At 64.9% G+C, this 11,920-nt stretch carries 13 protein-coding genes, 1 tRNA gene and 1 pseudogene; 6 read left to right on the top strand and 9 right to left on the bottom strand.

Going from position 1 to position 11,920, the window contains the following annotated elements:
- Positions 1–178: 178 nt before the first annotated feature.
- From NCR38_RS03980 to NCR38_RS04005, 6 genes are all read right to left on the bottom strand, one after another.
- Complete coding sequence (locus NCR38_RS03980) at positions 179–754, bottom strand: glycine zipper domain-containing protein (RefSeq protein WP_250476454.1); 576 nt, start codon at positions 752–754, stop codon at positions 179–181.
- Positions 755–819: 65 nt separating this feature from the next.
- Positions 820–1,107: a DUF1488 domain-containing protein gene (locus NCR38_RS03985; RefSeq protein WP_250476455.1), complete on the bottom strand. Its 288-nt coding sequence runs from the start codon at positions 1,105–1,107 to the stop codon at positions 820–822.
- A gap of 71 nt (positions 1,108–1,178) precedes the next feature.
- Entirely contained in the window at positions 1,179–1,736 is a 558-nt protein-coding gene (locus NCR38_RS03990; protein WP_250476456.1) for a DUF4142 domain-containing protein, read from the bottom strand.
- A gap of 23 nt (positions 1,737–1,759) precedes the next feature.
- Positions 1,760–2,311: a type 1 glutamine amidotransferase domain-containing protein gene (locus NCR38_RS03995; RefSeq protein WP_061120609.1), complete on the bottom strand. Its 552-nt coding sequence runs from the start codon at positions 2,309–2,311 to the stop codon at positions 1,760–1,762.
- 116 nt (positions 2,312–2,427) lie between these two features.
- On the bottom strand, positions 2,428–3,795 hold the full coding sequence (locus NCR38_RS04000) for an MFS transporter (protein WP_061120608.1): 1,368 nt from the start codon (positions 3,793–3,795) through the stop codon (positions 2,428–2,430).
- A 96-nt stretch (positions 3,796–3,891) separates the two neighbouring features.
- Complete coding sequence (locus NCR38_RS04005) at positions 3,892–4,395, bottom strand: YbhB/YbcL family Raf kinase inhibitor-like protein (protein WP_250476457.1); 504 nt, start codon at positions 4,393–4,395, stop codon at positions 3,892–3,894.
- Between the two features lie 316 nt (positions 4,396–4,711).
- Between NCR38_RS04005 and NCR38_RS04010 the strand changes: the two genes are divergently transcribed.
- The gene (locus NCR38_RS04010) at positions 4,712–6,190 is read left to right on the top strand and encodes a sensor domain-containing diguanylate cyclase (protein WP_250476458.1); all 1,479 of its coding nucleotides are present in this window, start codon (positions 4,712–4,714) and stop codon (positions 6,188–6,190) included.
- Here the strand turns inward: NCR38_RS04010 and NCR38_RS04015 are convergent, their stop codons facing one another.
- Positions 6,191–6,586: a hypothetical protein gene (locus NCR38_RS04015; RefSeq protein ID WP_061120606.1), complete on the bottom strand. Its 396-nt coding sequence runs from the start codon at positions 6,584–6,586 to the stop codon at positions 6,191–6,193.
- A 131-nt stretch (positions 6,587–6,717) separates the two neighbouring features.
- On the opposite strand from NCR38_RS04015, the gene NCR38_RS04020 reads away from it, so the two are divergent.
- A complete protein-coding gene (locus tag NCR38_RS04020) occupies positions 6,718–7,398 on the top strand; it encodes a TetR family transcriptional regulator (RefSeq protein ID WP_061120605.1) in 681 nt (226 codons plus the stop codon).
- 72 nt (positions 7,399–7,470) lie between these two features.
- Here NCR38_RS04020 and NCR38_RS04025 read toward each other — a convergent pair whose 3' ends face one another.
- A complete protein-coding gene (locus tag NCR38_RS04025; RefSeq protein ID WP_250476459.1) occupies positions 7,471–8,328 on the bottom strand; it encodes a shikimate dehydrogenase in 858 nt (285 codons plus the stop codon).
- A gap of 251 nt (positions 8,329–8,579) precedes the next feature.
- On the opposite strand from NCR38_RS04025, the gene NCR38_RS04030 reads away from it, so the two are divergent.
- Positions 8,580–10,475 carry a sugar phosphate isomerase/epimerase and 4-hydroxyphenylpyruvate domain-containing protein gene (locus tag NCR38_RS04030; RefSeq protein WP_061120642.1) on the top strand — a complete coding sequence of 632 codons (1,896 nt, stop codon included), beginning with the start codon at positions 8,580–8,582 and terminating at the stop codon, positions 10,473–10,475.
- A gap of 60 nt (positions 10,476–10,535) precedes the next feature.
- Positions 10,536–10,700, top strand: a complete 165-nt coding sequence (locus tag NCR38_RS04035; protein WP_250476460.1) for a hypothetical protein — start codon at positions 10,536–10,538, stop codon at positions 10,698–10,700.
- A gap of 7 nt (positions 10,701–10,707) precedes the next feature.
- Here the strand turns inward: NCR38_RS04035 and NCR38_RS04040 are convergent, their stop codons facing one another.
- Positions 10,708–11,037 carry a hypothetical protein gene (locus NCR38_RS04040; protein ID WP_061120603.1) on the bottom strand — a complete coding sequence of 110 codons (330 nt, stop codon included), beginning with the start codon at positions 11,035–11,037 and terminating at the stop codon, positions 10,708–10,710.
- Positions 11,038–11,212: 175 nt separating this feature from the next.
- On the opposite strand from NCR38_RS04040, the gene NCR38_RS04045 reads away from it, so the two are divergent.
- Together NCR38_RS04045 and NCR38_RS04050 are read left to right on the top strand one after the other, a co-directional pair.
- Positions 11,213–11,287 (top strand) — tRNA-Arg (locus NCR38_RS04045).
- A 168-nt stretch (positions 11,288–11,455) separates the two neighbouring features.
- Positions 11,456–11,920, top strand: a pseudogene (locus NCR38_RS04050) (hypothetical protein); the annotation flags it as partial.

Raw genomic sequence — 11,920 nt, forward strand, 5'->3', positions numbered from 1 at the left:
TCAGCGCCTGCGCGAAAGGCTCAAGTCTCTCCCCAACGAAAAACGACCCGGACGCGCATGCGACCGGGTCGTCAAATTCCGCCCTAAACGGTACACCGTTCGTTATCTAAGAAAAGACCTTAACTGAACGGCATTACCGCGGGAAGCGGGCGTTTTTTCATTCGCGGGGTGAAAACGATCACGCACGCGTCTGCGCGAACTCCTTTACCGGATGCGGCGGCTGCAACGGGTCGAAGTCGCTCCAGCGGCCCTGTTTCCAGCGTCCCGACGCACGCTCGATATCCATGCCGCCCGCCTCGCGCAGCGTCGTCGTGGCCCGCTCCTGCGTTTCCGGCGACACATGAACGGCAACGAGGACGCCTGCGTGGCGCGTGGGTTCCTCGGCGTGCGCGGCGTCTTGCGGCTTCTTTTTCGTATGCGACATTGCGCCGACGAGCGAGCCCACATACGCGCCGACGCCGGCCGCGATCACCGAGACGAGCAGCGGCGCATGAAAGACCGCGAAAATCGCAGCGCCCACGACCGCACCCGCGACCGCTCCGATCGTCACGCCCTTGCCGGCGCCTTTGGGCGCGGCGCTCGCGCCCGCGTCGGTGCCGACATCGCCCCCGACCGGAAAGCGCGCGTGCTGGCCGCTCGGATTGACGAAGAAGAGCGTCACGTCTTCTTCGACGAAACCTTGCGCGAAGAGCTTCTGGGCTGCTGATTCGGCCGCGGGAAAGGTCTGGAATCGGCCGGCAATGATCAGTGACATGTTCCCTCCTTGTTTGGCTTGCGTGATGTGAGATGCGTCGCGCGCGGGCGAGCCTCCAGCGCCGCTCAGTCGGGCTCCATGCCGGCGACGCGGAACAATCCGCTCCTCAGCACGGCGGGCTGGCCGCCGTTGTCGTCGAGCACTTCGGCGCACACCGCGCGAATGCGCGCCGTGCCGCGCGCGTAGGCCTCGAGCAGATCGTCCTCGCGTGGCGACTTCGCGCCGAAATGATCTTCGAGCGCTTCGGCGGTGATCGAACACACGACTGGCTCGCCGTCGATGAGGGCGGCAAAGTGAATGGCGAGGTCGTCGCCGTCATAAACGGGGGCTTCGTCTGCAAACGTGATGTGCATGGTCGAGTCCTCATAAGCGGGGCGGCAAGGTGAACGGGGAGCAACCGCGGGCCCGGCGACGTTCGCGACGCTCATGACGCCGCCTTCGCTTTGGCGAGCTGCTGCGCCATCTCGTAGTGATGGCTGATGACCGGCAACGCCTTGGTCGCCGCCGCCTTCAGGGCAGTATCGTTGCCGCTTTCGCTCTCCTTCCTGAACAGCGCAACGGCCTTCTGATGGCCGTCCAAGGCTACCTTTTCAATATAGGCCTTGTCGAACTCGGCGCCCTGGAGATTTTGCAGGCTGCCGATCACCGACGAATCGGCGGCCGGCGGCGCCGTGATGCCGTGGCGCTTGGCGAGCACATCGAGATTGCGGGCGAGCTTCGTGTGATCGACGATCATTCGCTGTGCGAATTCCCGCACCTGCCGGTCGCTCGCGCGCGTGAGCGCGAGCTTGCTCGCCGCGAGCTCGGTCGCGCCTGCCTGACCGGCGTCCTGAAGGAACTGCTGATCGATGGGCGAGAGCTTTTCGTTGCGCGCGGCGCTCGCCGCGCCTTCGGTCTGTGCCTGCGCGGCAGGCGCCGCCGCAGCCACGGCGGCGAGCGACAACGCGATTGCGCGCGTGAGTGAAATGAGCGATCTCGACATCGGCTTGGCTCCGGTGCGATGCATCACGCGGTGCGCGTCTTTTCGAGCGCTTCGATCAGCGCCTTGTTGAACGCGGGCAGATCGTCGGGCTTGCGGCTCGTGATGAGATTGCCGTCGATCTGCACTTCCTGATCGACCCACGTGCCGCCCGCGTTGCGAATGTCGTCCTGCAGACTCGGCCAGCTCGTCATCGTGCGGCCCGCGACGATGCCCGCCGAAATCGGCAGCCAGCCGCCGTGGCAGATCACCGCGATCGGCTTCTTCGCCTGATCGGCGTCCTTCACGAAACTCTGCGCCTTCGCGTCGAGCCGGATCGCGTCGCCATTCACGACGCCGCCCGGCAACACGACCGCGTCGTAGTCGGCGGCGTTGACGGCGTCGAGCGTGACATCGACGTTCACCTTGTCGCCCTTGTCGACGTGCTTGAAACCTTGGATCTGCCCCGGCTTCTGGGACACGACATCCACCTGCGCACCGGCTTCCTTCAGCGCGCGTTGCGGCTCGACGAGCTCTGCCTGCTCGAAGCCGTCGACGGCGAGAATCGCAACCTTGCAACCGTTGAGGGAAATGGCCATGAACACACTCCTTTGTTGCTGTTTCGAACGTTCCGCGGGGAGCGGAATCCATGCCCGAGTTTTCAGCAAAGGCTGTGCCCAGCGAGCGCCCGCGCGGCCACGAGAGAAGAGGGCGGTCAGGCCGGCTCGATGCTGCGCTTGCCGGTGAGGCGCAGCAGGCTGACCACGGCGGCAGCCGCGGCGAACGCCGCCGCGAGCGCAATCGCAATCACGGGGCCCTGCTTCGGCGCGACGCCGAAGATCAGCGCGACGAGCGCCGCGCCCAGCGTCTGCCCGGTGAGGCGCGCGGTGCCGAGCATGCCGCTCGCGCCGCCGCTGCGATGACGCGGCGCGGACGAGAGCATCTGACGATTGTTGGGCGACTGGAAGAGGCCGAAGCCGAGCCCGCATACGGCCATGCGCCACGCAATGTCGAGCGCGCCCGGATGCGCGCCGACGCTTGCGAGCAGCACGAGCCCGACGGTCAGAATCGCGAGCCCGATGCCGCCGAGCAGTCCCGCCGGATACCGATCCGCGAGCACGCCAGCGAGCGGCGCGACGAACACGATCACGAGCGGCCACGGCGTCATCAGAAACCCTGTCTCGACCTGGCTCATGCCGAAATTGTTCTGCAGCAGGAACGGCAGCGACACGAACGCGAGCATCTGCGCGCAGAACGAACACACCGACGCGCCGACCGAGAGCGCGAACACCGGAATGCGCATCAGATCGACGGGCAGCAGCGGCGCGCTTTGCGTCAGTTGCCGCTTCACGAAGAAGTAGCCGATGACGGCCGTCGCGATGATCTCGCCGATGAGATACGGACGATGCTCGCCATGCCCGAAGCCATCGACCGCAACGATCGCAATGCCGAAGAAGAGCGCGTTCATGATCGCGCTGATGTAGTCATACGGCTGCCGATGCCCCGGCGTGCGCGGCAGCGACTTCCAGCCGAACGCGAACGCCGCGATGCCGATCGGCACGTTGATCGCGAACAGCCACGGCCAGGTCGCGACGGAAAGCACGCCCGAGGCCACCGTCGGTCCGATCACCGACGAAATGGCGACGACCGTCGCGTTGATGGATACGCCGCGCCCGAGCTGATCGTGCGGATAGATGATGCGCACGAGCGCCGTGTTCACGCTCATGATCCCCGCCGCGCCGAAGCCCTGCACCACGCGCGCGATGGTGAGCGTGAGAAGCGAATCGGACAGCGCGCACGCGAACGACGACACCGTGAAGAGCGCAAGCCCCGCCATGTACACGCGCCGGTAGCCGATGCGATCGCCGAGCGAGGCGAGCGGCAGAAGCGAGATGGTGATCGCGAGCTGATACGCGTTGACGACCCAGACGGAGTCGGCGGGAGAAGCATTCAGATTGCGGGCAATGGTCGGCAGCGCGACGTTCGCGATGGCGCCGTCGAGCACCGCGAGCGTGATGCCGAGCGCGACGACGGCAATCGCCCAGTATCGCTGGGGCAGCGGCAGACCTTGGTCGGAGTCCATCGATGGGCGGGAAGTGGGAGCGGCGCGTTGTACGACGCGCCGTTTTCAAATGGCTGTGTGAGCGCGGCGCGGTCACGCCGCGCCGCATTCCCGGCTTTACTTCAACTCGTAGAGGCCGGTGTAGGTCGCCGAATCGATTTCGTTGAGATGGATCATGAAGCGCGCCACCGCGTTGGTCACGTTCCCGTCGAGCGGCAGGCTCTCCGCGGAAAGCGCATGGATGCGGAAGATATACCGATGCGGCTTGTCGCCACGCGGCGGCGCCGCGCCGCCGAAACCGACCGTGCCGTAATCGTTGCGAAGCTGCAGCGCGCCTTGCGGCAGCAGACGGCCGTCGGGCTTGCCGGCATTGCGCGGCAGCGAGCGCACATCGGCTGGAATGTTGACGACGATCCAGTGCCAGAAACCGCTGCCCGTGGGCGCGTCGGGGTCGTAGACGGTGAGCGCGAGACTGCGCGTGTCGGCGGGCGGATCTTCCCATTGCAGCGCCGGGGAAATGTTCTCGCCCGAGCCGCCGAAGGCTTGCTGGTCGAATTCCTGCGCGTGCGTCATGAAGCCGTTCGCCGGAAATTCGTCGGACCAGATGCGGAAATCAGCCATGAGAGTCGTGCTCCTTCTTCTTGCGATGTGGATGGATGCCGCACAGCGCATCGGACTGCGTGGCGTCGCGCAATCCTCCCGGCGATGCAGCAAACGTGCCTAAGGGTTGCGCAACGTAGAACGTGGATGCGGCAAGGGCGTGGCCAATCGAGTGTAGCATCCGCCCCCGATATCGGGCATGAGCGCAAACGCCGCTGCGCGTGTACGCGCGCGGGCGATGCGGCTTCCGGAAATATGACGCAGGCTACAATAATGAGATGAATGGAGTATCGACCAGGGACCCATTTTTTAGCCGGCGCGAGCCGAAAGGATGACCATGCCAAACGACCCGCGCCGCACTGCCGGTCAATTCATGCCGGCAAGCGTGCCGGAGGACGATGCCGACATGTTCGACCTCGCGCCCGTCTCGCTCTGGCTCGAGGACTTCAGCGCCGTGCGCGAGCAGTTCGAGCGCTGGCGCGCGGCGGGCGTCACGGATCTGCGCGCGTTTCTCGCCGAGAATCCGGAATGCGTGGCCGAGTGTTCGTCACGCATTCGCGTCGTGAAGGTCAATCAGCGCACGCTGTCGCTGTTTCAGGCAAGAGACGTCGATCATCTCGTGCAGAACCTCGAGCGTGTGTTCCGCGATGACATGCTCACCACACACATCGACGAACTGGAGCAGTTGTGGTGCGGCAAGCCGCGCTTCGTGAGTCAGACGGTCAACTACACGCTCGACGGCAAGCGCCTCGACGTGCTGCTCAAGGCGGTCGTCCTGCCGGGCCACGAAGACACATGGACCCGCGTGCTCGTCACGATCGAGGACATCACCGAGCTCGAAGCGATGCGCCGCACCGCCGCCGCGAGCGAACTGTATGCACGCGGACTGTTCGAGCATTCACCGGTGTCGCTGTGGGTGGAAGACTTCAGTTCCGTGAAGTCGCTACTGGACGATGTGCGCGAGCGCGGCATCGTCGACTTTCGCACGTTCACCAACGTTCATCCGGAGTTCGTCGAACGCTGCATGCAGGAGATTCACGTGCTCGACGTGAATCAGCATACGCTGCGGATGTTCGCCGCGCCGACCAAGGCCGCGCTGCTCGCGCGCCTGTCCGAAGTCTTCCGCGACGACATGCAGCAGCACTTCCAGGAACAGTTGATCGATCTGTGGGATGGGAAGCTCTTCCATCAGCGCGAGGTGCTCAACTATTCGCTCGAAGGCAACGAGGTGCATGTGCATCTGCAGTTCTCGGTATTCCCGGGGCACGAGGCGCGCTGGGATCTCGTGCTCGTCGCGCTCACGGACATCACCGCGCGCAAGAAGGCCGAGGCGTATCTGGAATTCCTCGGCAAGCACGACGTGCTCACGAAGCTCAAGAATCGCTCGTTCTATATCGACGAAATCAATCGCCTCGAACGCAAGGGCCCGTTCCCGGTGACGGCGATCGCGGTCGATGTGAACGGGCTCAAGGCCGTCAACGATCAACTCGGCCACGCCGCCGGCGACGCGCTGTTGCGCCGCGCGGGCGAAGTGCTCGGCAAGGCGGTGGAGAAGCCGTTCCAGGCGGCGCGCATCGGCGGCGACGAGTTCATGGTGCTTCTGCCCGGCGCCGACGAGCGCGACGGCGAGGCGGTGATCGAGAGCATTCGCCAGTTGCTCGAAGTGAACAACAAGTTCTATTCGGGCAATCCGCTTTGTTTCGCGATGGGCGCGGCCACCGCGCACGACGGCGAGCGGCTCGAACCGATGCTGCAACGCGCGGACGCCGCCATGTACGCGGAAAAGCGCGCGCACTACGACGGCAAGAGCGCGTGATTACTGCTGCGTGACGTCGTCGATGCCGCGATTGAGCGCCGGGCACGCCTCGCCGATTTCCTTTTGATACTCCGCCGGATTGCTCGTCTTCAGCTTCTCGAAGCGATCGACGGTCGGTTGTGCCTGCGCGAGGCCGAGCTTCCATTCGCCATCGAAATCGGGTGCGTCGGGATAGCTCGTGCGCACGACATCCCGAAAGCGCGCGACCTTCGCGGCATCGATATGACAGACATCCGCCGCGCCGCGCGCGATGTTCGCGCTCGTCATCACGCCTTCGGCGGCCATCAGTTGTCGCGACGACGGATGGCCGGGCGGCAACGCGGTCTGCGCCGTCGCGCAGAGACACCATGTGGCCAGAATGGAGGGAGCCAGAAAGAGCGAATGCTTCTTGCGCATGTGGATTTTCGATTTGTCCGCGGGGTAAAAAAATTATAGGTGAAGCCCTCCGTAATGAACGCCTGTTATGGCGAGGATGCGTCAATAGCGCGTGCTAGAATCGATTTTCAACGCCGTTCTCAGACAGAAAAATGAAGAAAGGAAGCAAGGCCGCTACTGCTGCGCCCTCGTCGACCACGGAGCAAGGGCGGCGCAAGTACGATCCTGAGGAGACCAAGCGGAACATTCTCGACATCGCCACGCAGGAGTTTTCGGCGATGGGCCTCGCGGGCGCGCGCGTCGACGCCATCGCGGAGCGCACCAACACCACGAAGCGCATGCTGTACTACTACTTCGGCAGCAAGGAAGGCTTGTACGAAGCGGTATTGGAACAGGTCTACGGCGATATCCGCGCGCTCGAACAGGAGTTGCAACTCGCGGAAATGGAGCCGGAGGAAGCGCTGCGCGAATTCATCGGTTTCACGTTCGACTATCACGACAAGCATCGCGATTTCGTGCGCCTCGTGACCATCGAAAACATTCATGGCGCGAAGTACATCGAACAATCGAAGACCTTCAAGACGCGCAATTCGACGGTCGTGAAGACCATCGAGGATCTCATCGCGCGTGGCGTCGCGGCGGGCACCTTTCGCGACGACGTCGATCCGATCGACCTGCATCTGATGATCAGCTCGTTCTGCTTTCACCGTGTGGCGAACCGTCATACGTGGGGCGCGGCGTTCGGGCGCGATCCGTCGGGCGCGCGTTCGCGTGCGCGTCATCGCGAGATGATCGTCGATGCGGTGTCGCGCTACATGCGGCGCGGCGGCTGATCCTTTCTTCGCGCGCATCGAAAAACGGCGACACTCTCACGAGGTCGCCGTTTTTTCGTGGCTATCGGGTAATCAACGTTCCAGCAAGCTCTGGAAATGCGCGAACATGCGCTCGGCATCCGGCTCGCGGCCGGTGAAGATGCGCAGCGCATCGACCGCCTGGCATACCGCCATGCCGCCGCCGCTCACCGTGCGGCAGCCGAGCGCCTTTGCGGCTATCAGCAACTCGGTTTCGAGCGGGAAGTAGACGATTTCCGCAACCCACAATGCCTTGTGCAGGTATTGCGCCGGAAGCGGCAGGCCGGGCAGCTTCGCCATGCCGGTCGGTGTCGCGTGGATGAGGCCGCTTGCGCCGGCGAGCGTTTCGCGCAGGTCGCCGCCGCTTTTTACGATGCGATCCGGAAAGCGCGCCGCGAGTTCAGCGGCAAGCGAGGCGGCGCGTGCCGCGTCGGAATCGAACAGCCTGAGCTCGCGCGTGCCCATCGTCAGGGCGGCATGGGCGACGGCCGCGCCCGCGCCACCCGCGCCGAGCTGCACCACGCGTTCCATCGGCACGCCCGGCAGCCCGCGCTGGAACGCGCGCGCAAATCCCGACCCGTCCGTGTTGTAGCCGATGCGCTTGCCGTCCTTCAGCACGACCGTATTCACGGCGCCGAGCGCGCGGGCGTCGGGGTCGAGCTCGTCGAGTAACGGGATCACGCTTTGCTTGCACGGGTACGTGATGTTCAGGCCGTCGTAGCCCATGCGTTCGGCGGCGTCGAGCAGATCGGGCAGGGCGGAGGGCTCCAGCGCCAGCGCCTGAAGGTCGATGCGGCGATACACGTAGTTGAGGCCGAGGTTGCCGCCTTCCTTTTCGTGCATGGCGGGCGTGAGCGAGCCGGCGATGCCGGATCCGATCAGGCCGATGAGATACGAAGTCTTGTTGGTCACGCGAGCGCTCCGGCATGGATGAGCACTGCATGCTGCAGTGCGAAATAGACTATGGCGCAGTGTGAACGCACGCAGGAGCCTTGTCGGTTCGTGTTTTCACTACTTTGTACGGTCTAGTTAGTTTGTTATTATCTCGCAGAATGACATGGATTGCGCGCGTCTCTCATGCGGACGTCCTACACTGGAAAGCGCCGCTCAGATCCATCCCGCATTCACCGAATTGCAACGAGGAGGCAGCGATGCTGCGTTCAATCCGCACTTCCATCGCCACGGTTTCCATCAGCGGTACGCTCCCCGAGAAGTTGCGGGCCATCAAGGCGGCCGGTTTCGACGGCGTCGAGATCTTCGAGAACGATCTGCTGTATTTCGACGGCACGCCCGGCGACGTGCGCCGCATGTGCGCGGATCTCGGCCTCGAAATCTACCTTTTCCAGCCCTTCCGCGATTTCGACGGCGTGAGCCCCGAGCGGCTCGCGAGAAACGTCGAGCGTGCGAAGCGCAAGTTCGAACTGATGCACGAGCTCGGCACGGACCGCATTCTCGTGTGCAGCAACGTGTCGCCCGACACGATCCGCGACGACGCATTGCTCACCGATCAGCTCGGGGTGCTCGCGAACATCGCGAAGGAGGCGGGCGTGATCGTCGCGTACGAGGCGCTCGCGTGGGGCCGCTACGTGAACTCGTACAAGCACGCGTGGAAGCTCGTCGACGCGGTGAATCATCCGAACCTCGGGCTTGCGCTCGACACGTTCCACACGCTGTCGATCCGCGATTCGGTGGAGGAGATCGCGTCGATTCCGGGCGAGCGCATCGCGTTCGTGCAGATCGCCGATGCACCCGTGCTCGCGATGGACGTGCTCGAATGGAGCCGTCACTATCGCTGCTTTCCGGGACAGGGCGCGTTCGATGTCGCGGGCTTCACCGCGCGCGTGCTCGAAGCGGGCTACAAGGGTCCGCTGTCGCTCGAGATTTTCAATGATGGCTTTCGCGCCGCGCCGACCGCGATCACGGCGGCGGACGGCTATCGCTCGCTGCGTTTCCTCGAGGAGCAGACGCGTGAGCTGATGGGCGACAACGCGCCGCCGGAGCTGTTCAACCCGCCCGCGCCGCCCGAGCACATCGGCTTCCAGTTCCTCGAATTCGCCGTCGACGACCGCACGCGCGAGCATCTCGCGCAATGGCTCGGCCGGCTCGGTTTCAGGCTCGCGGGCAAGCATCGCTCGAAGGATGTCGCGTTGTATCGGCACGGCGCGGGATCGATCGTGCTCAACGCCGAAGCCGATTCGTTCGCGAGCGCCTTTTTTCAGAAGCACGGCTTGTCGCTGTGCGCGTCGGCGTTTCATGTCGATGACGCGAAGCAGGCGTTCGAGCGCGCCGCCGCGTATGGCTCGACGCCGTTCTCCGGCCAAGTCGGCCCGAACGAGCGCGTGGTGCCCGGCGTACAGTCGCCCGACGGCAGTCTCGACTATTTCGTCGACGAAGCGCCCGGCGCCCCGACGTTGTGGGAGTCCGACTTCATTCTGACGGACATCGACGGGCCGTACGAAGTGGGGCCGCTCGCGCGCATCGATCACGTGTGCCTGTCGCTTCCCGCCGATGCGCTCGATACGTGGGTGCTGTTCTTCAGAAGCGCGTTCGGCTTCGAGACCGAACCCGCCGTGCTCGTTCCCGATCCGTACGGCCTCGTGCGCAGCCGCGCGGTGAGAAGCCGCGACGGCTCGGTGCGCATTGCGCTGAATGCGTCGGTCGATCGCTATACCGCGGTGTCGGAGTCGCTATCGACCTATCGTGGCTCCGGCCTGAACCATGTCGCGTTCAGCACGCCCGATATCTTCGATGCGATTCCGCGCCTCGAAACCGACGGCGTCAAATTTCTGCGTATCCCGGGCAACTATTACGACGATCTCGTGGCACGGTTCGGCCTGCCCGACGAGCAGATCGACCAGATGCGCGAGCACAACATCCTTTACGACCGCGACGAGCGCGGCGGCGAGTTCTTCCACGCGTATACGGAGCAGCTCGATCAGCGCTTCTTCCTCGAAGTGATCGAGCGGCGCGGCGGCTACGACGGCTACGGCGCGGCCAACGCGGCGGTGCGGCTCGCGGCGCACGCGCAACAGCAACAGCGCGCGCGTCAGGCGGCGTGAACCGGGGCGGCGCGTGACCTAAAATCGATACATGGCGCCAGTGGAAAGCGGGAGGACGTCATGTGGGATTTGTCGAGCATTTTCGTCGGGCTTGCGTGCCTGGCGACGATCGTCATCGTGCTGCTCGCGCAGGACTGGCGCGATGAACATCGCAGGCGCGTGGCGGCGCGAGACCACGCGCACCGGCATCCATTGCGCGAGTGGTGGCTGAGGCATCGCCATTGAAACGCGCTCAGGCGCTTTGAGCGTTTCCGCCGCCGGCCGCGACGGCGCGCGCCTGCTCGCGTTCGCGTCTGAGTTCTTCTTCGCGCTGGCGCCCGGCCGCCTCGAACGCGTCGATATGCAGATACAGCCGATGCACGGTCTGAATCTGCGTGTGAGAGAGATGTGACTGACGCGTGATGGATGCGAGCCGCTCGCGCCAGTACGAGGGCGGCAGCAACGGCCCGCCGAGATCGCACGACAACGAACGACGCAGCACCAGTTCGAGGTGCGTCAGGTCCTGGTCTGCCAGCAACGCCGAAAACGCGCCCTGCGGCTTGATATCGGGATATGGGTCCATTATTCCGATGGCGGCATGGCGGCGCGAAACTTGATAGGTGCAAACCCTGGGTTTCGCCGATTTTTCGCGGCGCGCGCCATTGCGTTCGAATTTCTTCGCGCCGACGCCGATCCCGCCTGTAGCGTTTGCTATACTCTGCGCTCGCTTGCCGACGCTGTCGGCCATGCGCGGTCCGCTCCCCGTAGTTCAATGGATAGAACGAGTGCCTCCTAAGCGCTAGATGCAGGTTCGATTCCTGCCGGGGGGACCACGATCCCACACGCCGCCCTCGCGGTCTTCTTCTTCTCGCTCGCTCGCTCGCCTGATTTCGTCGCCGCCTCGCTGCCGCGCTCTTCCTGATCCGGTGCGCATTGGACCGCGAGCGCTTTCCCGCCGATAATTCGACCACTCCGGTCACGCCATCACGGCTCGCGCGCTCATGACGGAAATCCAATCCGCGGTGCTCGTCTTCATTCTCTTATTGGCCAGCACGGGCCTCGGCGCGATCGTGCGGCCGCTTCTGCCCGAAGAACACAAGGCGCAGGAGACGGTGCAACTCGTCCAGTTGCTCGTCGGCATGCTGGTCACGTTCGCGGCGCTCGTGCTCGGCCTTCTGACCGCATCGGCGAAAACGGTCTTCGACAGCACGAACAGCGACATGCGCAGCTACGCGACCTCGATCATCGAACTCGATCGCGCCATGCGCGATTACGGCGCCGATCTCGATCACGCGCGCGAGCTCCTGCGCTCGTACACGGCGGCGGGGGGGGGGGGGGGGGGGGCCCCCCCCCCCCCCCCCCCCCCCCCCCACCCCCCCCCCCCCCCCCCCCCCCCCCCCCCCCCCCCCCCCCCCCCCCCCCCCCCCCCCCCCCCCCCCCCCCCCCCCCCCCCCCCCCCCCCCCCC

The sequence above is a fragment of the Caballeronia sp. INML1 genome (assembly GCF_023631085.1).
Lineage (GTDB): Bacteria > Pseudomonadota > Gammaproteobacteria > Burkholderiales > Burkholderiaceae > Caballeronia > Caballeronia turbans.

Bases quoted from the DNA above. Each gene is read 5' to 3' on its own strand.
- NCR38_RS03980 (WP_250476454.1), bottom strand. From the start codon at position 754: ATGTCACTGATCATTGCCGGCCGATTCCAGACCTTTCCCGCGGCCGAA.
- NCR38_RS03985 (WP_250476455.1), bottom strand. From the start codon at position 1,107: ATGCACATCACGTTTGCAGACGAAGCCCCCGTTTATGACGGCGACGAC.
- NCR38_RS03995 (WP_061120609.1), bottom strand. From the start codon at position 2,311: ATGGCCATTTCCCTCAACGGTTGCAAGGTTGCGATTCTCGCCGTCGAC.
- NCR38_RS04040 (WP_061120603.1), bottom strand. From the start codon at position 11,037: ATGGACCCATATCCCGATATCAAGCCGCAGGGCGCGTTTTCGGCGTTG.
- NCR38_RS03990 (WP_250476456.1), bottom strand. From the start codon at position 1,736: ATGTCGAGATCGCTCATTTCACTCACGCGCGCAATCGCGTTGTCGCTC.
- NCR38_RS04005 (WP_250476457.1), bottom strand. From the start codon at position 4,395: ATGGCTGATTTCCGCATCTGGTCCGACGAATTTCCGGCGAACGGCTTC.
- NCR38_RS04035 (WP_250476460.1), top strand. From the start codon at position 10,536: ATGTGGGATTTGTCGAGCATTTTCGTCGGGCTTGCGTGCCTGGCGACG.
- NCR38_RS04020 (WP_061120605.1), top strand. From the start codon at position 6,718: ATGAAGAAAGGAAGCAAGGCCGCTACTGCTGCGCCCTCGTCGACCACG.
- NCR38_RS04000 (WP_061120608.1), bottom strand. From the start codon at position 3,795: ATGGACTCCGACCAAGGTCTGCCGCTGCCCCAGCGATACTGGGCGATT.
- NCR38_RS04015 (WP_061120606.1), bottom strand. From the start codon at position 6,586: ATGCGCAAGAAGCATTCGCTCTTTCTGGCTCCCTCCATTCTGGCCACA.
- NCR38_RS04010 (WP_250476458.1), top strand. From the start codon at position 4,712: ATGCCAAACGACCCGCGCCGCACTGCCGGTCAATTCATGCCGGCAAGC.